The 21,180-nt window shown below is 49.0% G+C and carries 25 protein-coding genes and 1 pseudogene; 1 reads left to right on the forward strand and 25 read right to left on the reverse strand.

Annotated features, from left to right (window positions below):
- The 8 genes from sufU to GSO_RS03120 form a co-directional block, all read right to left on the reverse strand.
- The coding region (gene sufU / locus GSO_RS03085) for a Fe-S cluster assembly sulfur transfer protein SufU (RefSeq protein WP_010488853.1) at positions 1 to 252 on the reverse strand (252 nt) is incomplete at its 3' end.
- Positions 239 to 1,435 (reverse strand): aminotransferase class V-fold PLP-dependent enzyme, encoded by a 1,197-nt coding sequence (locus tag GSO_RS03090; protein WP_010488855.1) that lies wholly within the window; start codon positions 1,433 to 1,435, stop codon positions 239 to 241. The genes sufU and GSO_RS03090, both read right to left, overlap by 14 nt.
- On the reverse strand, positions 1,428 to 2,459 hold the full coding sequence (locus GSO_RS03095; protein WP_010488857.1) for a SufD family Fe-S cluster assembly protein: 1,032 nt from the start codon (positions 2,457 to 2,459) through the stop codon (positions 1,428 to 1,430). The genes GSO_RS03090 and GSO_RS03095 overlap by 8 nt, the downstream gene beginning before the upstream one ends.
- Positions 2,452 to 3,219, reverse strand: coding sequence for a Fe-S cluster assembly ATPase SufC (gene sufC / locus GSO_RS03100; RefSeq protein WP_010488859.1), 768 nt, complete (start codon positions 3,217 to 3,219; stop codon positions 2,452 to 2,454). Before sufC ends, GSO_RS03095 begins: the two co-directional genes overlap by 8 nt.
- A gap of 168 nt (positions 3,220 to 3,387) precedes the next feature.
- Positions 3,388 to 4,077, reverse strand: coding sequence for a methionine ABC transporter permease (locus GSO_RS03105; protein WP_010488862.1), 690 nt, complete (start codon positions 4,075 to 4,077; stop codon positions 3,388 to 3,390).
- 4 nt (positions 4,078 to 4,081) lie between these two features.
- Positions 4,082 to 5,134, reverse strand: a complete 1,053-nt coding sequence (locus tag GSO_RS03110) for a methionine ABC transporter ATP-binding protein (RefSeq protein ID WP_010488864.1) — start codon at positions 5,132 to 5,134, stop codon at positions 4,082 to 4,084.
- A gap of 18 nt (positions 5,135 to 5,152) precedes the next feature.
- Positions 5,153 to 5,983 (reverse strand): MetQ/NlpA family ABC transporter substrate-binding protein, encoded by an 831-nt coding sequence (locus GSO_RS03115; RefSeq protein ID WP_010488866.1) that lies wholly within the window; start codon positions 5,981 to 5,983, stop codon positions 5,153 to 5,155.
- A 534-nt stretch (positions 5,984 to 6,517) separates the two neighbouring features.
- Complete coding sequence (locus GSO_RS03120) at positions 6,518 to 7,342, reverse strand: MetQ/NlpA family ABC transporter substrate-binding protein (RefSeq protein WP_010488868.1); 825 nt, start codon at positions 7,340 to 7,342, stop codon at positions 6,518 to 6,520.
- 692 nt (positions 7,343 to 8,034) lie between these two features.
- Between GSO_RS03120 and GSO_RS03125 the strand changes: the two genes are divergently transcribed.
- Positions 8,035 to 9,159: an ArgE/DapE family deacylase gene (locus tag GSO_RS03125; protein WP_010488870.1), complete on the forward strand. Its 1,125-nt coding sequence runs from the start codon at positions 8,035 to 8,037 to the stop codon at positions 9,157 to 9,159.
- 130 nt (positions 9,160 to 9,289) lie between these two features.
- Here the strand turns inward: GSO_RS03125 and GSO_RS03130 are convergent, their stop codons facing one another.
- The 17 genes and pseudogenes from GSO_RS03130 to glyA form a co-directional block, all read right to left on the reverse strand.
- Positions 9,290 to 9,589 (reverse strand): glycine cleavage system H family protein, encoded by a 300-nt coding sequence (locus tag GSO_RS03130; RefSeq protein WP_010488872.1) that lies wholly within the window; start codon positions 9,587 to 9,589, stop codon positions 9,290 to 9,292.
- 10 nt (positions 9,590 to 9,599) lie between these two features.
- Positions 9,600 to 10,805, reverse strand: coding sequence for an FtsW/RodA/SpoVE family cell cycle protein (locus GSO_RS03135; RefSeq protein ID WP_010488875.1), 1,206 nt, complete (start codon positions 10,803 to 10,805; stop codon positions 9,600 to 9,602).
- A gap of 93 nt (positions 10,806 to 10,898) precedes the next feature.
- Positions 10,899 to 11,120: a DUF2969 domain-containing protein gene (locus tag GSO_RS03140; RefSeq protein WP_010488877.1), complete on the reverse strand. Its 222-nt coding sequence runs from the start codon at positions 11,118 to 11,120 to the stop codon at positions 10,899 to 10,901.
- Positions 11,113 to 11,418 (reverse strand): membrane protein insertion efficiency factor YidD, encoded by a 306-nt coding sequence (gene yidD, locus GSO_RS03145; protein ID WP_010488878.1) that lies wholly within the window; start codon positions 11,416 to 11,418, stop codon positions 11,113 to 11,115. Before yidD ends, GSO_RS03140 begins: the two co-directional genes overlap by 8 nt.
- 8 nt (positions 11,419 to 11,426) lie before the next feature.
- Positions 11,427 to 11,597, reverse strand: a complete 171-nt coding sequence (locus tag GSO_RS03150; RefSeq protein WP_010488880.1) for a DNA-directed RNA polymerase subunit beta — start codon at positions 11,595 to 11,597, stop codon at positions 11,427 to 11,429.
- A gap of 10 nt (positions 11,598 to 11,607) precedes the next feature.
- Positions 11,608 to 12,597 (reverse strand): rod shape-determining protein, encoded by a 990-nt coding sequence (locus GSO_RS03155; protein WP_010488882.1) that lies wholly within the window; start codon positions 12,595 to 12,597, stop codon positions 11,608 to 11,610.
- Between the two features lie 64 nt (positions 12,598 to 12,661).
- Positions 12,662 to 12,898, reverse strand: a complete 237-nt coding sequence (locus GSO_RS03160) for a DUF1146 family protein (RefSeq protein WP_010488885.1) — start codon at positions 12,896 to 12,898, stop codon at positions 12,662 to 12,664.
- Between the two features lie 532 nt (positions 12,899 to 13,430).
- Positions 13,431 to 13,862 carry a F0F1 ATP synthase subunit epsilon gene (locus GSO_RS03165; protein WP_010488888.1) on the reverse strand — a complete coding sequence of 144 codons (432 nt, stop codon included), beginning with the start codon at positions 13,860 to 13,862 and terminating at the stop codon, positions 13,431 to 13,433.
- A gap of 14 nt (positions 13,863 to 13,876) precedes the next feature.
- On the reverse strand, positions 13,877 to 15,343 hold the full coding sequence (gene atpD, locus GSO_RS03170) for a F0F1 ATP synthase subunit beta (RefSeq protein WP_010488889.1): 1,467 nt from the start codon (positions 15,341 to 15,343) through the stop codon (positions 13,877 to 13,879).
- A gap of 98 nt (positions 15,344 to 15,441) precedes the next feature.
- Positions 15,442 to 16,365, reverse strand: coding sequence for a F0F1 ATP synthase subunit gamma (locus GSO_RS03175; protein ID WP_010488891.1), 924 nt, complete (start codon positions 16,363 to 16,365; stop codon positions 15,442 to 15,444).
- A gap of 11 nt (positions 16,366 to 16,376) precedes the next feature.
- Positions 16,377 to 17,906, reverse strand: coding sequence for a F0F1 ATP synthase subunit alpha (gene atpA / locus GSO_RS03180; RefSeq protein ID WP_010488892.1), 1,530 nt, complete (start codon positions 17,904 to 17,906; stop codon positions 16,377 to 16,379).
- 23 nt (positions 17,907 to 17,929) lie between these two features.
- The gene (gene atpH / locus GSO_RS03185; RefSeq protein WP_010488893.1) at positions 17,930 to 18,475 is read right to left on the reverse strand and encodes an ATP synthase F1 subunit delta; all 546 of its coding nucleotides are present in this window, start codon (positions 18,473 to 18,475) and stop codon (positions 17,930 to 17,932) included.
- A complete protein-coding gene (gene atpF, locus GSO_RS03190; protein ID WP_010488895.1) occupies positions 18,462 to 18,950 on the reverse strand; it encodes a F0F1 ATP synthase subunit B in 489 nt (162 codons plus the stop codon). The genes atpH and atpF overlap by 14 nt, the downstream gene beginning before the upstream one ends.
- Before the next feature lie 34 nt (positions 18,951 to 18,984).
- Positions 18,985 to 19,197 (reverse strand): F0F1 ATP synthase subunit C, encoded by a 213-nt coding sequence (atpE, locus tag GSO_RS03195; protein WP_010488897.1) that lies wholly within the window; start codon positions 19,195 to 19,197, stop codon positions 18,985 to 18,987.
- Between the two features lie 22 nt (positions 19,198 to 19,219).
- A complete protein-coding gene (atpB, locus tag GSO_RS03200; RefSeq protein ID WP_010488899.1) occupies positions 19,220 to 19,930 on the reverse strand; it encodes a F0F1 ATP synthase subunit A in 711 nt (236 codons plus the stop codon).
- Positions 19,931 to 20,229: 299 nt separating this feature from the next.
- Positions 20,230 to 20,859: a uracil phosphoribosyltransferase gene (gene upp, locus GSO_RS03205; RefSeq protein WP_010488901.1), complete on the reverse strand. Its 630-nt coding sequence runs from the start codon at positions 20,857 to 20,859 to the stop codon at positions 20,230 to 20,232.
- A 40-nt stretch (positions 20,860 to 20,899) separates the two neighbouring features.
- Positions 20,900 to 21,180, reverse strand: a pseudogene (gene glyA, locus GSO_RS03210) (serine hydroxymethyltransferase); the annotation flags it as partial.

Below are 21,180 nucleotides of genomic sequence, written 5' to 3' on the forward strand. Positions count from 1 at the left end.
CGTTTTACCTAAAATCTGATCGGTCATCAGACTGGCACTCGCCTGGGAAATGGTACAGCCACTGCCGGAAAAAGCAACATCGTTCACCCGGCCATCCTTTTCACTAATCTGCAAGTGCAAAACATCGCCACAGCTGGGGTTGCGCACCGTAATTTCGTGATCAAAATCAGCTAAAACGCCGTGATGCCGCGGGTGTTGCGCCTCGTCAAGAATCACCGCGCGATACATTTGATCTAGCTTAGTCAATGCCATGGAAATACCTCCTTACGGCCTGAACAGCTTCAACCAATTTCGTGACATCATCCTGATTGTTGTAGACCCCAAAACTGGCGCGCACCGTCGCCGGCACCCCTAACCTGGCCATGAGCGGCTGGGCGCAGTGATGGCCGGCACGCACGGCGATTTGCTGCTCATCCAGGAAGGTGGCAACATCGTGGGGATGAATACCCGTTAAATTAAACGAAACCGTTGCCAGACTGTCCTCGTTGCCATAAACCGTTAGATCCGGAATCGCCGTCAACGCGGTTCGCAATTGATTCGTCAATTCATGTTCGGTTTGTAATGCCGCGGCATCAACGTTTTCCTGAAACCAATGCAATGCCGCGCCCATGCCAATCACACCGGCGATATGGGGCGTGCCGGCTTCATACTTGATCGGCCCGTCTGCCCACGTACTTTCTTGATCACGAACTTCGGAAATCATTTCACCGCCGAATTGGATCGGTGGCATTTTTGCCAACAAGTCTGCACGACCGTAAAGCGCGCCGATCCCTGTTGGCCCATAGATTTTATGTCCGGAAAAGGCGTAGAAGTCCGCGCCTAACGCTTGGACATCAACTGCCATGTGGGCGACTGCCTGAGCGCCGTCAACGACAACAATGGCCCCCACGTCATGCGCCTTCTTGGCAATCTCTGCCACTGGGAGCGTATCACCGGCAACATTAGTCACTTGAGCAATCGCCACTAGGTTAGTGCCCGGTGTGATAGCGGCCAATAAGGCGGGCACATCGACTGTTCCATCCGGATGAACCGGCGTTACGGTGAAGGTTGCCTGCTGACGCTTAGCAAGCTGTTGCCACGGAATAAAATTACTGTGGTGTTCGGCACCGCTGACGACAATCCGGCCACCAGCAGGCACCGCATGCGGTCCAAACGCACTCGCCACCAAATTTAGACTATCGGTCGTGCCACGAGTAAAGATAATCTCCTCGGCACTTTGAGCATGAAGGAAATCAGCGACTTGCTGACGAACACCTTCATATGCTTCAGTCGTATCATAAGCCAACTTGTAAAGACCGCGGTGCACGTTGGCATTATCATTAATATAGTAGTTCTGTAGGCTATCCAACAAGGCTTGCGGCTTTTGGGAAGTCGCTGCGGTATCTAAATAAACCAGATCAGGATGAGCCTTAAAAAACGGAAATTGTTCACGCATCTTCAGCCACCAGCGTTCGATCAATCGTTGCAAACAGTTCTTTCTTCAGCCGAACATCATCGATTTCAGCCAAACCGCCTTCCAAAAAGCCGCGGATCACCAATCGTTTTGCTAATGTCGCGGAAAGTCCACGACTCATTAGATAGTAAAGCTGATCGGCATTCACCCGCGTTACGGAAGCAGCATGGCCGGCCGTGACGTCATTTTCATCAATTAATAGAATCGGGTTGGCGTCGCCTTCCGCTCGCTGCGAAAGCATTAACACGCGGTTTTCCTGTTGGGCATCACTTCCGCGGGCACCCTTGATGATGTGGCCAATCCCATTAAACATCAGGTGGGCATTGCCGGTAATCACACCGCGTTGGTTAATGTGCCCCACCGTATGCTGGCCTTCATTGGTCACGGATGTCGTATAGTTGACATGCTGATTGCCGGAAGCCAAAACACCCACGTTAACCGTTGCTTCGGCGTTTTGTCCCAGCAGGCGCACATCGACCCGATTCAAACCGGAGTTATGCGAAAATCCGGCCAATGTCCAATTAAGCTTTGCATTGGCGGCTAATGTCGCCGTGCGATTCACCAATACAGTGTCGGCAGTAAAGCTATCATAGCTCAGCCAATTAACGTCCGCATCTGCATCAATCACCAGCATGAGCCAAATACCTAACACGTGGCCGCCACTAGCCCACTTTTCCTGCAGGGTAACCTTGGCGCCTTTACCAACATGAACATACAGTAAACCACCGGCGTTTTTAGGCCCGGTCAGGACGATGGGGTCATCGCCGCTGACAAAATGAGCGGGAATATCGACTGTCGTTGCCCCTTGAGGCGAGCGCAGCAACCATGCATCAAGCGAATTCGTTGGTGTAAAACGTTGAACTTCACTCGATCCGGCAGCGTAGGCAATTGCCTGAGGCGCATGCAAGATGACCCGATCCTCAACATTGTCAGGTTGGTTCTTTAAATAGCGCGCCAACGGAAACTTAGGCAGATTAGGCGCCGGCAGCGTTGTTGTTTCAACCATTTTGTTCACCCACTTTAAGGTGTTCATAGCCGGTCTTTTCCAATTCTTTGGCTAAGTCAGGGCCACCACTTTCGATGATCCGGCCGCCTTTCATAACGTGCACCACATCAGGAATAATGTAATCCAACAGACGCTGATAATGGGTAATAATCATGCTGCCGAATTCCGGCCCACGCATCAGGTTAACGCCTTTGGCAACGATCCGCAGTGCATCAATATCCAAGCCGGAGTCGATTTCATCCAGTAAGCCAAAATGCGGGTGAATCATCATCAGCTGCAAAATTTCATTACGCTTCTTTTCACCACCGGAAAAGCCCTGATTCAGATACCGATCTGCCATTGATTCCGGCATCTCAAGGGTTGCCATTGTCTTATCTAATTGTTTCAAAAAGTCGGTAATGCGAATCTGATCATCTTCCGGACGCCGCGCATTGATCGCAGCACGAATGAATTCCGCATTCGTCACCCCGGCAATTTCCTGCGGGTACTGCATGCCGAGAAACAATCCGGCACGCGCCCGTTCATCGACAGCAAGGTCCAAAATTGATTTGCCATCAATTAAAATATCGCCTTGAGTGACTTCATAAGCCGGATTGCCCATGATTGTCTCGGCCAACGTCGATTTACCTGTACCATTTGGACCCATAATGGCATGAATCTCGCCCGTCGCCAATTTCAAATTGACCCCGGTTAAAATCTCCGGATGCTCCGGCTCTGCCTTAATTTTGACATGTAAATCTTTAATCTCAAGTGTATGCACAATGTTACCCCCGACTGGATTTGACTTTTCGTTATACCGTTATTCTACGTCATAACAGATACGGCGGCAAACGCCCCGCTTTTAAAAAAAGCCCCACAACCATCAGACTTTGCTTATCTGATCATTGTGGGGCATTTAAATTTAAATGACGTTCTTTTTCAATCGCAATTAATGGTGGCTCTTCCGTGCAAAGAAATCACCGATAAACTGAACCAAGAAGACCAGTGCCAAAATGAAGATCAGGGAAACAATGATCACGTCGTACTGGTAACGCTGGTAGCCGACCGCAATGGCCAGGTTCCCGAGACCGCCACCACCAACAGCCCCAGCCATGGCCGTTAAGCCGATGACGGAGATGATCGTCAAGACGGAAACCCGGATCAATTCAGACAACCCTTCACGCAAGTAAACGCGCCAGACAATCCCTAACGGTGAAACGCCCATCGCTTCGGCCGCCTCAATAACTCCGGGATCAACTGTCAACAAGGCGTTTTGCACCTGCCGTGCGTAAAACGGGGTCGTCCCGGCGATCAATGGTACCAACGCCGCGGTCGGGCCGATGCCGGTTCCGACAATAGCGCGCGTCACTGGCGTCATGATCGCCAGCAAAATGATAAACGGCACCGCTCGGAAAATGTTCACCAATTTATCCAAAACGAAGTAAAACGGATGATTGGCCAGTAGTCCGCCTTCATCGGTCAAGACCAGCAAGATCCCAATAATAATGCCCAGCACTCCGGCAACAATTGCCGTCAAGGCTGTCATGTACAGCGTCTCGTTGATTGCCTGCGTCACGCCGCCATCGCCGGACCAGATAGGCACAACGTTAGGAAAATATTTTGTAAAAAATTGTACCATCTGACTAGGCCTCCTTCTTTAAGATGTCTTCGATCTTGACATCCTGCTGTTTAAGATACTGAATGCCGGTGTCCACTTGCGCTTGATCACCGGACAAAACCACAATCAGATTGCCAAATGGCGTATCCTGTAAAATCTGAATATCACCAAACAAAATGTTCGCCGTCACATGGTAACTTTTAAACAGCTTGGCCACCAGTGGCTGATCGGCCGATGCCCCAACATAAGTCAGACGCAACAACCGATCATTCGGCCCAAGGTTCTTAACGGCAGGCTGCTGCAAGACTGATTCAATCGCCTGATCAAGCTGCAGGGTCGTATCGATGAAATCCTTGGTCAACTGCTGCTTTGGATTGGAAAAGACCTGCAGCAGATCGCCGCGTTCAATGATGGCGCCTGCATCCATGACGGCAACGCGATTACAAATCTGTTTAACCGCCTCCATTTGGTGAGTAATCAGAACAATCGTTAATCCCAACCGTTCATTCAGCGATTTCAAAAGGTCCAGAATTGAACTCGTGGTTTTCGGATCCAACGCACTGGTCGCTTCATCGGAGATCAAGATTTCCGGATCAGACGCCAAGGCCCGTGCAATCCCGACCCGTTGCTTTTGCCCGCCGGATAGTTGTGCCGGATAGGAATTTGCCCGATCTGTCAGCCCAACCAAATCCAGCAGCTCAGCAACCTTTTTCTTGATCTCCTGCTTTGATTTGATGCCTTTTAACGGAAACGCGACATTATCGGCAATCGTGCGGCTGTTCATCAAATTAAAATGCTGAAAAATCATGCCGATCCGCTTACGTTCCTTGCGTAGCTGTGCCGCTGACAAAGCTAGCATATCCTGGCCTAAAACATTGACGCTGCCGCTGGTTGGCCGTTGCAACAGATTGATGGTCCGGACCAATGTCGACTTGCCGGCTCCTGAATAGCCGACAATTCCATAAATATCCCCGCGATTGACCGTTAAATTGACGTGATCAACGGCATGTACCGAGCGGGTCTTCCCGTGGAATTCAACGTCCACGTCTTTTAACGTCACAACTGCTTGATCTGACATAATTGTCCCCGTTTCTAATTAAAACTTGTAGTTCCAGGCTGGCAGTGTTGAGCCTTTGTAAACCTTCTTCAGCAGCTCAGCCGTCCGCTTTGTCTGGTAAGCTTTGACGATCTTCTTGTAAGTGGCGTTGTTCTTGTCTTTTGCTGACTTGGCAGCAATGAAGTTAACCCATGGCTTGGACTGCTTAGTGATCTTTTCAACCGCAATCGCATTGGCCGGCTTCAGATTGGCTGCTGCCGCAATATCATTATTGACAACGGCCACTGCAACGTCATCCAGTGAGCGCGCGGTCTGGGCTGCATCCAGTTCGGTGAATTTCAAGTTAAGCTTATTTTCCGTAATATCGCGAATAGTTGGCGATGCCACACCTTTTTTCAGTGTCAACAAGCCGTTTTGCGCGAGTAACTGCAGCGCTCGGCCTTCGTTGGAAGGATCGTTAGGCAGGGAAATCTTGTCGCCGGCTTTAACGTCTTTTAGCGATTTGATTTTGTTGGAATAAGCGCGCATCGGCCCGATATAAGTAGCACCGATGTCAACGATCTTGGTGTTGTGTTTCTTATTCCAGTTGTCTAAGAAATTATGATGCTGAAAAGCGTTCAACTGAATGTCGCCGTCTTCCAGTGCCTGGTTCGGTTGGTTATAATCCGTAAACTGGACCAGTTTGATCGTGACACCTTGCTTCTTCAACCGTGACTGGATGTCCGTCCAGATCTCCTTGTCCGTACTCATGATGCCGACTTTAACCGTGGTATTTTTGCTAGTGCTGGATGACGACTTACCACAGGCTGCTAAAACAAATAATGGCAAAACCAAAGCAAGTGTGATAATGGCTCTTTTCCAAGACTTCATAAACTTATTCCTCCTCGTTCGGGTTCACGAACAATATGCGCAAGCTTTTTGAAAAATAAAAAAGCCCGCTCCTAAACACAATGTTTTAGAAGCGAGCCAGCTCGCGGTACCATTCTAATTCGACGCCAAAGCGCCCTCAGTAACAGGCAATCACCTGTGTGCGGAATAATGACCGCCAGCCATCATCGCCTAACTACTGCTCAGCGATGCCGATCAATGAGCCATCTTCGATTCAATCAACTACCCTGCTCTCAGCTAATCAGGTTTTCTGTACAGTCTCATCAAATCTACTCACTCATATCATTCGTTTCCCGAAATGAATTAAACCGAGTTTAGACGAAAGGAGAGGGAGTTGTCAAGCAAAAGGTTAGAGAGAGCGTGAGCAGGCCCAGAAACCTGCGAAAGCGTTTGTGAACCGGATTGCCTTCCACCACTTATCACGCATTCTCCAAATAAGTCACTGGCTGCCTAAAAACCCAAACCGGCACCCGGAAAGCCAAGCTAACTTTTCCCCTACACGCATCATCCACGATCCTAAAACTTCTGCGTCCAAGCTGGTACTTCACTCCCATGGTACAGCTTCTCAATCAGATTAGCCGTATCCTTCGTCCGGAATGCCTTCACAATTTTCTGGTAAGTCTTATTATTTTTGTCCTTCTTATTCGCCACAAACACGTTAATCCAAGGTTGACTCTGTTTGTTGACCTTCTCCGTGTAAATAGCCTTCTTAGGATTCAACTTGGCATCCTGGGCCACGCCTGAATTAATCACGGACGCTGCAACATCCGGCAAGGAACTGGCCGTTTGCGCGGCATCGACCGCTTTAAGCTTCAAATTCAGCTTGTTGTCGGTCACATCACGGGTTGTCGGCAAAGCCACCTTCGTATTGAGCTTGATCAAACCTGCCGCCTGCAACAATTGCAGCGCCCGGCCTTCGTTAGTCGGGTCATTTGGTAACGCAATTGTGTCGCCTTGCTTGATCTGACTGATTTTCGTGATCTTCTTAGAATAAATCGCTAACGGCGCAATAATGGTCTGGCCGATGCTGACAAGATCACCATGATGCGTCTTGTTCCAGTTGTTCAGAAAATACTGATGCTGGAACAAGTTCAAATCAATATCATGATCCTTCAACGCTGTATTAGGTTGGTTGTAATCAGAGAACTGAACAATTTTAATGTTGATACCCTGTTTCTTGACCTTCTTCGCAACTGATTGCAAAACCCGATTATCTGCACCAACGACCCCAATCTTGACCGTTGTCTGCTTCTGACTGCTACTGCTGTTACTGTTACCACAACCAACCAAAATCAGTCCTAATACTGCAATGGTGGCAAAAATCTTCCAAAAACGCTTCATCTTGAATCCTCCTCGTGTAGTCGGTGCTCAGCTGCACGTAACAAAATTTTGCAACCGTGTAGCTGCCTGTTGTGTTGGCTTGATTGAATGATAAAGGGACTATGGATGTAACAGCTCGCGTTCAGCTTGTGGCTTACCTCTCTTCATAACGCGCTCGCCAGCCCAGAAACCTGCACATAAGGACCTTGGTCGCAATGGCCAAAGACCGGCCATCACGTCCAAGGCCACTTACACTCCGGCTTCTAACCGCGCTGGCTCACGCCCACAAAAAAAGAAGCCCACCTCTAACCCAAGACAGTTAGAAGTGAGCTTCACCCACGGTACCATTCTAATTGGCCGTGCTGTGCGCGACCCACTCACCGGACGGATTCATCCGGGAGCGCGTTAATGGGCGCTGACCATCACAGCCTTAGAAAAAAATGTTCGGTGTGCCGTGTGCACTAAGCCATATTCACGCGCGCTTGCAACCCCGCTCTCATCAATTCGGGTTTTCTGTACTGTCTCGCGACCGCTACTCACTTAGTCCGTTTATCATCAATTTCAAGTTTGTATTCATGAGTTTAGCACAAATTTTTTAGTAGTCAAACATTGAATTTTAATTCAAAAAGAGTGTAAGCTTGCTTCAACATTGGCCGTCGGAGAAAAGTTCAATTAAGCGGCCATAAAACATAGCACTGAGAGGATGAGCAAATATGACAGATCCTGTTGCACTGTTGCAAAAATTAATTCGCATTGACTCAGCAAACGGTCATGAGCTGGCTGTGGCAAAAGTCTTGCAGGCTGAGTTTGAGGCCGCCGGTATTCCTACCAAACTAATCCCGTACAAAGATGATCGGGTTAATTTGGTGGCGGAACTTAATCAAGGTGACCAAGTGCTTGGCTTCACCGGTCACCAAGATGTGGTTAGTCCCGGCAACGAGTCTGCATGGACGTATCCGCCTTTTTCCGGAAAAATCGTCAACAATGTCATGTATGGACGCGGCACCGATGACATGAAAAGCGGTCTGGCGGCGATGACACTCGCGCTCATTGCTTTGAAGCAGGCCGGTTTTAAACACCACATTCGGTTCATGGCAACGGTTGGTGAAGAATTTGGCGCGATGGGCGCTCGACAACTCACTGAACAAGGCTATGCCGATGATTTGTCAGGCTTAATCGTTGGCGAACCAACTGACAAATTGTTGCAGTATGCGCATGGCGGGACCGTCAACTACGAAATCGATAGTGAAGGCGTCTCGGTTCATAGTTCGCGACCGGAAAAAGGCGTCAACGCCATCGATGGGTTAGTGGCCTTTGCCGAACGGGAGCCAACTGCCTTTGATCAAGCACCGGACGACCCGGATCTAGGCGTCTTTCGCCATTCAATCACGGTGATCAACGGTGGCGATCAAGTCAACACGATTCCCGCCCACGCCTATCTACGCGGCAACTTACGGCCAACTCCGGCTGCCAATATTGACTTAGTCGTCGACCTGTTGAAACAATTAGTCGAGCGGGCCAATCAAGCTACGTCTGCCAAATTAACGCTCAAGGTCTTGCATCGGTTCCTGCCAGTGCACTCCGACAAAAATGGTCACCTTGTCACCACTGCTAATCAGGCAATTGCCGCTGTCACCGGTACGCCAGCCAAACTCGCGGTGGCATACGGCGGCACCGACGCGTCTGAATTTATTCGGTCTGACAACCACTTTGATGTCATCGTCTATGGCCCCGGGGATAATCATTTCAGCCACCAAATCGATGAACATGTCGACTTAGACAGCTACACGACCGCCATCAAGACCTATCAAGAAATGGCAAAACGCTTCTTCGCCTGACACTTGTGCCATCGGAAACTTTAAAATCAATTTAAAAAGCAGCTACCCATCATTTTGATTATCAATGATGTCAGCTGCTTTTTAGATTGGCTGCGTCACGCTCCCGTCAAGTCGATGGCAAGTGGCGCTGCTATTTAGTTGAGACAGTCACAACCCAATTGTGATTGTGATCGGTTTCGTCTAACAAAGCCGGTTTGTCGCCAAGTTCTTGGTGAACATCCACGACAGTCCCGGCAAGTGGTGCCTCAAGATCGAGGACAGCCTTTTCCGCTTCCACACTCAAAAACGGTTTGCCAACCGTTAAACTTGTTCCAACTTGCGGTAAATCAACAAACTTGATTTTGCCTAATGTTTCCTGTGCATCCTCGGTTAACCCCAAACGAACCTGACCCGCAGCCAGTTCGTCTTGCCAAAAATAAGTTGTTGCCATTTTCTCGCTCCTATTCAAAATCTTCTGTGTCGCGGCTGAACATATAACTTGTATGGTGATAGCGCATCGAGAGGACCATACCGACCGATAGCATATTCGCAAGCAGGAATGAACCCCCTTGTGAAATGAACGGTAGCGGAATCCCGGTTAATGGCAACAAGCCGATGTTCATGCCAATGTTTTCAAACACGTGGAATAAGATCATCATGATGACACCGGTCGAAATGTAAGCATAAAACTCGTTCTTGGTATCGAACGTGACCCGAATCATCTGATAGATCAACATAAAGTATAACAGAATCAGCACCGCTGCGCCGACAAACCCGAACGCTTCGCCAATCACGGAAAAAATCATATCCGATTCCCGCACTGGCACCGCAACAGCCATGTGGAACGGGCCTTTTCCGGTTAACTGTCCTGATCCGATCGCTTTCATCGATTGCCATAATTGGTAACTATCGCCACTGGTGCTGCCGGACGGGTTCAGCCACGAATCAATTCGAGCAAACTGATACGTTTTGAAGCCAATTGACCCCAAGAACGCCCGACCCCATGACTGTGTGACCAGCAAAATGGCCAGCGTTCCTATCGCAGCCGCTCCCAAGGCAATCGGTAATAGGATCCGCCAATTAATGCCCGCCACCAAGGTGACTCCGGCAAAAATGGCTAGAAAGACCAACGTTGTCCCGAAGTCATTTTGCAACTTCATCAAGATGGCAATCGGAAGGGTCCACAACACCATGCGGCCAATTAATTTCCAATCGTTTTGGATCGTGTGCGAATAAGCTGCATTGTGCTGGGTGACGACTCGGCTTAGCATCAAAATATACGCCGGTTTCATGATTTCCGAAGGTTGGAAACTGATTGGTCCAAGCGCAAACCAGCTTTTAGCACCGGTATTAATTTCAGTTGCCCGGTCATAAAAAATCAGAACTGCGATCATCAAAAAGATCCCGATGCCATACAAATAAGGCGCAATTCGCCACAGCTGTTCTGCATCAAACCGCATGACGAAGAAGATCCCGACGCCACCAATCGCGTACCAGGCCGCCTGCATAATCGTGGCCCTGACCGGATTCTGCGAAGTCGAACCATCATGAGACGCCGCCAGATAAATTGACACTAAACCGATCAGCGCCAGCAGCATGACTGACAAAATGATGCCATAGTCGATGCGATCGCCTTCAGAATTTGATTTAATTTCATGCGATTCCACGGCGAACCTCCTTTAACGCTCTTTGTTCACGCGCTGTTTAAAACGCGCTTACTGGGTTAGAAACCGCCCCAGTTCACGCTCTTCCGATTCACGTCATCCTTGATGCAAATGATATTCCGCAATCAACGCGTTGACAGCGTCATCCAGACTTTTAAAGCGATTCGGCTTGTCTGAACCGGCAACGTAAGCAGCAAAACGAGTGCCATCCGGTTCAATAAACCCAATTTCCTGATCACCGATTTTTAACACCGAAACCGTATGGCCATTGCGGGTTTCATCCGTTTGGGTGACCTTGATGTTTCTTTCTTTAGCCATGATGGCCTCCTAGCTTATGATTAAGATTTTGAATATCGCTGAGATCCAAGTCATTTTCAGGATGCGGGTTCCGCCGCAACGTAAAATAAGCCGGGACCGGATCAAGCCCACCTTTAACAAAGGGGTTGCACCGCAAGATCCGGGCAATCCCCATGAGTGTCCCTTTAATGGCGCCATGTCGCTGCAACGCCTGAATCATGTACGTCGAACAGGTCGGATAATACCGGCAGCTCGGTGGCAATAACGGGGAAATAAATCGCTGGTAGCCCCGCACCAGCCAGGTCAGGATTTGCTTCATGTCCACTCCTAACGCAGGAAATTAAAGAAATGGATCCACGTCGACGGCAAAAAAACCTTAAACGGATTGCTGCCGCCCATACCAAAACCGATCAGCAATCCTAAAATTAACGCAATCGCCGCAATGATCAACCAAATTTTAATGTGATGAAAAATGCGTTTCGGATACTCCGGGTCCATAAGCTAACTCCTAATACTGCCGATGATGTTCGATGTTGTCCAGTAAGACACCTGTGCCTAAAGCTACCGCATCTAACGGATCGTCGGCCAAAAGCACCGGCACCTTCAATTCAGCGGCAAATAACTGAGAGATGCCTTTCAATAACGCACCGCCACCAGTTAGCATGATCCCGCGATCGATAATATCGGCAGAAAGCTCCGGCGGGGTCTTTTCCAAGACACCTTTAGCGCCGTCGATGATCGCCATCATGGTTTCGTGCAAAGCGTCAGAGACCTCTTCAGAAGTCACGGAAACCTCACGTGGCAAGCCGGTCGCAATATCCCGGCCGCGAACTTCAATGGTTTCTTTAGGATCGGCCTCATAAACCGCGCCGATTTTGATTTTAATCTGCTCAGCGGTATGCTCGCCGATAATCAGCTTGTGTTTGTTCTTTACATAAGCTGCAATCGATGAGTCCATTTTATCGCCGGCTAACCGCAACGAACGACTGGTGACAATCTCCCCCAAAGAAAGTACCGCGATGTCACTGGTACCACCGCCGATATCGATCACCATGTTCCCTTGCGGCTGGAAAATATCCAAACCGGCACCAACTGCTGCTACCTTAGGCTCGAACTCAAGGTAGACATGACGGCCACCGGATTTTTCGGCCGCCTGGATGATGGCCTTTTGCTCAATGTCCGTAATGTTTGTTGGGGCACAAATCAAAATATTGGGTTTGGAAAACACGCCTTTTACATTTAATTTGTTAATGAAATATTCAAGCATTGCTTCGGTAATGTCGAAATCAGCGATAACGCCATCTTTAAGTGGTCGAATTGACCGAATGTTACCCGGTGTGCGCCCAACCATTTTATAGGCTTCTGTCCCCACCGCTAATACTTTGCCGGTATGGGTATCAATGGCGACAACGGACGGCTCATTTAAGACGATGCCTTTGCCTTTAACATTGATCAGTACATTGGCTGTCCCTAAGTCGATCCCAATATCTTTTGCCATGGGTATATATCTCTCCTCGTAAATTGACTAACTATCGCATTATAACATAGTTAAGACGAGGTTTTTATAGGAAAAGTTTAGGTAAGTTTAAAGCTGCTTGAACGAGCGATAAAAAGAAGGAGCTAACCAAATAACCTAACCCAACGGCCATGAAAAGCAACAAAACTTGCGCTTCACGGACATGGTTGGCCTTAATGAACCGCTCAAAACGCAACGCATTCAATGCCCGGAATGCCAACATGATGAAAACAAAGTGGGACACGAGCGTTATGGCGGCATTTAGGCCGATTTCCTGAAACATGCGATCACCTCATATGTTATCTTCCCGCACTTTCGACATTCATGCAAGAGCGTGAGCAGGGCCGGTTAGAAACCGGAGCATAAGTGTGGCCTTGGGCGTGATGGCCCGGTCTTAGGCCATTGCGACCAAGGTCCTTATGTGCAGGTTTCTGGCCCTGCGATCGCGTTTCAGAGCGTGCGCAGGAGCGCTTAGAAATCGGAGTGTAAGTGGCCTCAAGTCTAAATGGCTGGTCTTTGGCCATTTAGACTTGAGGTCCTTACACGTAGATTTCTGCGACTGCAAACGCGTTTCGGAGCCGGATTGCCTTCCTATCCTTATCCTTCTCCATGTCCGGGCTTAGCCAATTGCACCTGAGGTTTCTTACAAGCAAACTTCTGCCCCAGTGAACGCGTTTCAACAGGAACCCGGCGTCAGCCTAGCTGATGCCTTTCTAGAAAACGCTCGCACTGGTAAAAATTCTCGGTCTGTGTCCAAAACAAAAAGGCACCAAAGACGAATTCTCGCCTCCAGCACCTTTTTGTTCTTCATGAGTCTAATGACTGGTCTTAACGTTGATCCGGTTGATGGCGCGTCGCAATGCGACTTGCGCCCGCCGCAGATCATCTTGGTTGTTTTCATTCTTGGCCTGCTCGATCCGCTTCTTGGCCCGATCGCGTGCTGCTTGAGCACGGCTCAGGTCAATATCGCGTTCGCGTTCGGCTGAGTCAGCGACGATTGAGGCGACGTTATCCGAAACCTCCATGAAGCCCCCGTTGACCGCAATTGAATCGTTATGATCGCTTGAGTCAACACGTTGTACGTCAACCTCCCCGATCGCTAACGGGGTAACGATTGGCTCATGGTTGGCCATGATCCCCAATTCGCCAGCAACAGAATGAACCACCAACATCTTGGCATGATGGTCGTAAACCAGACCATCAGGCGTCACGATATTGACACGAAGAACATTGCTCGTTTCTGCCAAAACGCGTCGCCTCCTTAGTTAGCTGCAGCTTGTGCAGCTGGCTTTTCGTCAGCATCCGTGTCCTGTTCATCAGGAGCAAAGCCCATCTTCTTAGCCTTTTCGACAACTTCTTCAATGCGGCCGACTGAACGGAAGGCATCTTCCGGATAGTCATCGTACTTGCCGTCCAGAATTGCCTTGAAGCCTTTAACGGTTTCTTCAACCGGTACATATGAACCTGGTTGGCCGGTGAAACGTTCCGCAACGTTGAAGTTTTGTGACAGGAAGAATTGAACACGACGGGCACGGGCAACAATCACCTTTTCCTCGTCGGACAATTCGTCCATCCCTAAAATAGAGATGATATCCTGCAACTCACGGTAACGCTGCAAGACCCGTTGCACTTCAGTGGCCACTTTGTAGTGTTCCTCGCCGACAATTTCCGGTGTCAACGCACTGGAAGAAGATTCCAGCGGATCAACAGCCGGGTAAATCCCTTGCTCAGTTAAACGCCGTTCCAAGTTGGTCGTGGCATCCAAATGGGCGAAAGTTGTCGCCGGTGCCGGATCGGTATAGTCATCGGCAGGCACATAAATAGCCTGAATGGAAGTAACCGATCCTTTTTTCGTCGAGGTAATCCGTTCCTGTAACTGACCCATTTCAGTTGCCAGTGTCGGCTGATAACCAACGGCTGACGGAATTCGGCCCAGCAAGGCAGAAACTTCGGAACCAGCCTGAGTAAACCGGAAAATGTTATCGATAAACAGCAGGACGTCCTGACCTTCGACATCACGGAAGTATTCCGCGATTGTCAAACCAGTCAAGGCAACCCGCATCCGGGCACCAGGCGGCTCGTTCATCTGACCAAAGACCATGGCTGTATTCTCCAGAACGCCGCTTTCCTTCATTTCAAAGTAAAGGTCGTTCCCTTCACGAGTTCGTTCGCCGACCCCGGTGAAGACGGAGATGCCGCCGTGTTCCTCGGCGATATTATGAATCAGTTCCTGAATCAAAACGGTTTTACCGACACCGGCACCACCGAAGAGTCCAACCTTCCCGCCTCGCAGGTAAGGTTCGAGCAAATCGATAACCTTAATGCCGGTTTCCAGAATTTCAGAACTGGTGTTCAAATCTTCGAATTTTGGTGCATCACGGTGGATGCTGTCACGTCGATGATCTGGTCCAAAAGCTTCGCCGCCATCGATGGGGTCACCCAATACATTGAACACGCGACCCAGTGTGTCTTTACCGACAGGCACTGAAATCGGACCGCCAGTATCTTGAACTGCCATGCCGCGCTGCAAGCCATCGGTCGAATCCATCGCGATGGTCCGCATGACGCCATCACCCAGTTCCAAGGCAACTTCCAGCACCAGCTGGGAGCCATCCTTACGGGTAATTGTCAAGGCGTTGTTGATTTCTGGCAAATTGTCATTGATTGGGAACGCTACGTCGACAACAGGACCGATCACTTGCGCAATTTTACCAGTTGCATTTGGCATATTCGTCCTCCTTGAGCGTGAGCCAGCGCGGTTGCCAGGCTAGCTCATGCGTTATGGTAAGCACAAACCGACCCATTCACAAGCCGGCTCATACCTGTTTATTCTAGTGCTGCCGCACCACCGACAATTTCAGTAATTTCGGTCGTGATCGCAGCCTGCCGTGCCCGGTTGAACTGGGTCGACAGATGCAAGATCAAATCGTTGGCATTATCGGTTGCGCTGCGCATGGCGGTTGTCGATGCGGCGTGCTCAGCCGTTTTCGCATCCATAATCGCACCAAAGATCAGACTTTCCGCATACTGCGGCAAGACTGCATCCAAGACAGCGTCAAGATCGGGTTCAATCAAGTATTCGACGTTGGTGTCTTCAACTTCGCTGACATCCAAATCACTGATCGGTAGCATTTTCTCCGCCCGAAAAGCAGAAGTTAATGTATTAACGTGGTGGTTGTAGCAAACGTAAAGTTCGTCAAACACACCATTATCATACATCGTCACAGCTGTTTTCACGATTTCACGAACTTCGTTAAAAGTCGGGATATCGGAAACACCACGGTATTCATAAGCTAGATTCAAACCACGGGCCTTGAAAAAGTCCGCACCGACGCCACCGATGGCCATCATGACATAATCATCCGGGCCTTCGTGATCGTCTTTGATCATCTGCATCATCGCTTTTAAAACCGTACTGTTATAACTGCCAACCAATCCGCGATCACTGGTGATCACGAGGTAACCTGTCTTTTTAACCGGACGCTTCTCGAGCAAACTGGCAACGGAAACAAGCTGATTCTTATTCGCCTCAGCATCATTATTCGCAGCATTAGCTAACTCAAGAAGTTGTCCCGCAGCTAAATGAGTCACAATCTGACGGACCTTATCAGCATAAAGTTGATATTTTCGGGCACGTTTTTCGATCTGACTCAATTTGGCACCGGAAACCATCTGCATGGCTTGCGTGATCTGACCGGTTTTCTTGGTCGAAGCGATCTTGCGCTTGATATCCATTAATGATTCAGCCATGCGGCACCTCCTTAACCTTTAGCAGCAGCAAGTTGTTTGCTAGTCTGGAAGCCACCGGCAAAGGCTTTGATCTGTGCATCCAGCTTATCGGTGTCCGGTAAATCACCGGTATCCTTGATCTGCTTTAACAAATCAGCCGCATTGCTATCGAAGAAATCAAACAGTTCGTCTTGGAACCGGCCGATGTCTTCGATTGGAATCGGATCAAGAAAACCATGGGTCAAAGCATAGAGAATGATAACCTGCTTTTCGACCGGCAATGGCTTGTGTACTGGTTGTTTCAAAACTTCAACCGTGCGCCGACCACGATTCAGCTTGGCTTGGGTAGCAGCATCCAAGTCAGAACCAAACTGGGTGAAAGCTTCCAGTTCACGGAAGGATGCAAGATCCAACCGCAGTGTCCCGGCAACTTTCTTCATGGCTTTAACCTGGGCATCCCCACCAACTCGGGAAACAGAAGCCCCGGCATCAATCGCCGGCCGGGTACCTGCATAGAACAGATCGCTCTGCAAGAAGATTTGCCCATCCGTGATGGAAATAACATTAGTCGGAATATAAGCCGAAATATCGCCAGCCTGGGTTTCAATAACTGGCAACGCTGTCATCGAACCGCCGCCGAGCTTATCGCTCAATTTAGCGGCACGTTCCAACAAGCGACTGTGGGTATAGAAAATATCCCCAGGGTAGGCTTCACGACCAGGCGGACGACGGAGCAGCAAGGACAGCTCACGATAAGAGGTTGCCTGCTTGCTTAGATCATCGTACACGATCAAAACATGTTTGCCATTGTACATGAACTCTTCACCCATAGCCGCACCGGCATAAGGCGCAATGTACAACATTGGCGCCGGTTCAGAAGGGCCAGCCGTCAAAACGATGGTATAATCCATCGCACCATATTTCTTCAACGTCTCGACCTGGGCACGAACCGTACTGTCCTTTTGCCCGATCGCAACGTAAACACAGATCATATTCTGATCTTTTTGATTCAAAATCGTATCAATCGCAATGGATGTCTTCCCGGTTTTCCGGTCACCAATGATCAACTCACGCTGACCACGGCCAATCGGAACCAGGGCATCGATCGCTTTTAATCCGGTTTGTAAAGGTTCGGATACAGATTTGCGTTGCATAACGCCAGGTGCCTTAAACTCGATCGGACGGGTTTTATCCGTCTTGATCGCGCCTAAGCCATCGACTGGCTGTCCCAGGGAATTGACAACCCGGCCAATCATGGCGTCCCCGACAGGAACTTCCATAATCCGACCGGTTCGCTTAACCTGGTCACCTTCGCGAATCTCATCGAAGTCACCTAAGATAATGATCCCGACATCGTTCGTTTCAAGGTTTAACGCCATCCCGTATGAGCCATTGCTAAATTGGAGCAATTCGTTGGCCATGGCATTTTCCAGCCCAGTGGCACGGGCAATCCCGTCACCAATGTAAGTAACGGTGCCAACTTCTTCGGCCGCCAAATCATCTTGATATCCTTCAAGTTGTTTTTTGATCAGAGAACTGATTTCCTCAGTCTTGATGCTCATCCGGTTCACCTCTTTACTTATCTCTAATCTGCCAGCAGTGCTGCCTTCATCTTCTCGAAACGGTGTTTAACCGTTCCATCGATAACCGACCCGTGTGCTTGAATGCGCACGCCGCCGATGACGCTCGGATCAACGATTTGTTCCAATTGCGTCGACTTCATGCCAAAACGCGCAGCAATGGCACTGCGCAAGGCATCGGCTTGGTCTGCTGACAAAGCAACTGCAGTCGTAACAGTCGCTGTAATAATACCGGCTTCATCATCATAAGCGCGATTGAACGCCGTGATGATATCCGGCAATGCACCGAATCGACCATATTGCTGGGTTAACTTCAATAAGTTGGCCACAAGCGGACTGGCATTCTTGGTCAAAGTCGCCATCAGTTTGGCTTTGTCATCTGCCGTAATTCGGGCATTATCAAAAATTGTCAGGATCGTCGGATTTTCTTTGAATACAGACGCAAGCGCCTGTAACTCTTCATGAACTGTCGCTACCTGATCCTGGTCATGGGCTGCTTCCAGTAATGCTTTTGCATAACGCGGTGCAACCATTTGATTAGTGACTGCCATTTGCATCACCTAACCGTTTGATATAGTCGTCGATCAAGTCTTTTTGATCAGCTGCATTAAGTTCTTTACCGATCAACTTCTGTGCGATCGTCAGACTTAAATCAGCCACATCGTTCTTGGCACTGGCCAAAGCATCTTTACGGGCTTGGTCAATGTCTGCTTGCGCATTTTTCTTCAACGTGGCGACTTCCGTATTGGCCGCGTCAACCAATGATTGTCGTTGCTTCTCGCCGTTTTCCTTGGCTTGATTGACAATCTTGACAGCATCAGCCTGGGAGTGTTGCAGTTCTTCCCGTCGCTTGGCTGCTAAAGTTTCCGCATCTTTGCGGGACTTTTCAGCATAATCCAAGTCGCCGGAAATCTTTTGTTGGCGATCCGCCATCATTTTGGTAACTGGCTTCCATGCCACTTTCCCGACTGCAATCACCAAGATCAGAAATGTAACAAGTGTGAAGAGTGTGTCACCTAAACTCATCTTTTGCCACTCCCTTCTTTATTGATGAACTGAATTAACGGAGCATCAACATGAAGGCAACAACAACAGACAGGATCGGAACAGCTTCGATCAGGCCGACACCAATAAACATGGTACCACGCAAGGTTCCGGCCATTTCCGGCTGACGCGCCATACCTTCAAGTGTTTTGCTGATGACCATCCCATTACCGATTGAAGCACCGAAGGCAGCAATGCCGGCGGCTAGTGAGGCAGCTAAAAATTGCATAAGAAATTTCCTCCTAAATTAGTTACTCGGGTAGAACTTTGTGTGATGTATAAACCATACCAAGCGTGACGAAAACGTACGCCTGAATACTACCAATGAAGACTGAGAACCCTTGCCAAGCTATCTCGGCTACCGTTGCACTAACAAAGTTGAGTGCACCGCCGGAAAAGGCCCACTGCCGAATTAATAGAACCAAAACTTCGCCAGCAAAGATATTTCCGTAAAGCCGCAAAGAAAGCGTGATAAAGTTCGTAAACTCTTCCAATAGGTTGATTGGTAAGAGAATCGGAACCGGTGACGCATATCCTTTGATGTAACCTTTGAAACCTCTGAAGACAACGCCAAAATAATGCGAAAGTACCAGAACTGTCATCGCCATCGTCATGGTAATCACCGGGGATGCTGTTGGTGAGCGGAACCAAGTATCTTTACCAATATCTAACTCGATGAATAACCCGATTTGGTTACTAATAAAAATGAACAGGAAGAGCGTAAACGCAAATAAATTAAACGTGTAACGCTCCGAACCGGGCATCGCACTTTTGACGATACCGTTTGTAAAGTCCATGGCCCATTCCAGTACGTTCTGCTTGCCACCTGGCCGCATTTTCAGGTTTCGTGACAGCCATAGCACCAGTAAGAATACCAGAACTGCCGAAACCAAAACACCAATGTCGTTGGTCAGGTTGAAAGTTAAGCCGAAAAGCTTGATCGAGGGATATTGTTCGTTCACAGAATTCACCTCCTTACTGAAGTGGCTTCATATCATGTGTACCATCAAAAAGATGGGGCAAGATTGCAGAGACTTCGATAATCGTTGGTTACTAGGGTAGACCCTTGAAACACAATCATTACTCTAACACCATTTCAGTGAAAAAACAAAGCTCTAAAAAGAGAAACTTTGGCCGTCATAAAGGCTTTTTCACTGATTTTTTCACGGCGGCCATGGCTTTCACGTGTCTTGATGCGCCTACAAAAAATCTTTTAACTAAAAATGAAAAAGGCATGTGCGTGACCACATGCCAATTCATGTCATTTTGTCCCAAAAAGTCTGTCGCCGGCATCGCCGAGCCCAGGCACAATATAACCGTTTTCATTCAAATGATCATCCAGCGCGGCTGCGTAAATGTCGACATCCGGATTAGCAGCCTGAACGGCTTTAACCCCTTCAGGAGCAGCAACCAGCACCACGAGGCGCATCGATGTCGCCCCGCGCTTTTTGAGCGCTTCAATCGCCATGTTGGCCGAGCCACCAGTTGCCAGCATCGGATCAACAATGATTAAATCCCGCTGGTCGATATCCGGCGGCATCTTCACAAAGTATTCATGCGGCTTCAGTGTCTTTTCGTCGCGATACATCCCAATGTGACCGACTTTTGCCGCTGGAATAAGGCGCAAAACGCCATCCACCATGCCCAAACCGGCACGAAGAATCGGAATAACCGCAAGTTTCTTACCGGAAAGCTGCTTTTGAACCGTTTTCCCCATCGGTGTTTCGATCTCAACACTTTCCAGTGGCAGATCCCGTGTGATTTCATACACCATTAATTCCGCGATTTCGTTAGCGATTTCGCGAAATTCCTTAGTGCCGGCATGCTTATTTCGAATCAAAGTAAGCTTATGCTGAATCAACGGGTGATTTAAAACTGTAAATTTACCCATGCGAGGCCTCCTGTGTGAGCCATTTGTTTGCAAACCCTATCTATGATAAGGGATGACGGGCCGTCAGCGCAAGGACTTCTTGACGAATTTGATCTAAAGCCGGTTGATCATCGCGATGCGCAATTGCCGCACTGATGAGTTCGGCAACCCGCTTGCTCTCTTCTGGCGTAAAGCCGCGAGTGGTGATGGCCGCCGTTCCAACTCGAATGCCGCTGGTTTTGAACGGACCGTTTTGTTCGCCCGGGATCTGGTTTTTGTTGGTGGTAATGTCCACTTCGTCCAATAAATCTTGAACTTGTCGACCGTTGACGCCATAACCTG

It is taken from the genome of Lacticaseibacillus zeae DSM 20178 = KCTC 3804, assembly GCF_000260435.1.
GTDB lineage: Bacteria > Bacillota > Bacilli > Lactobacillales > Lactobacillaceae > Lacticaseibacillus > Lacticaseibacillus zeae.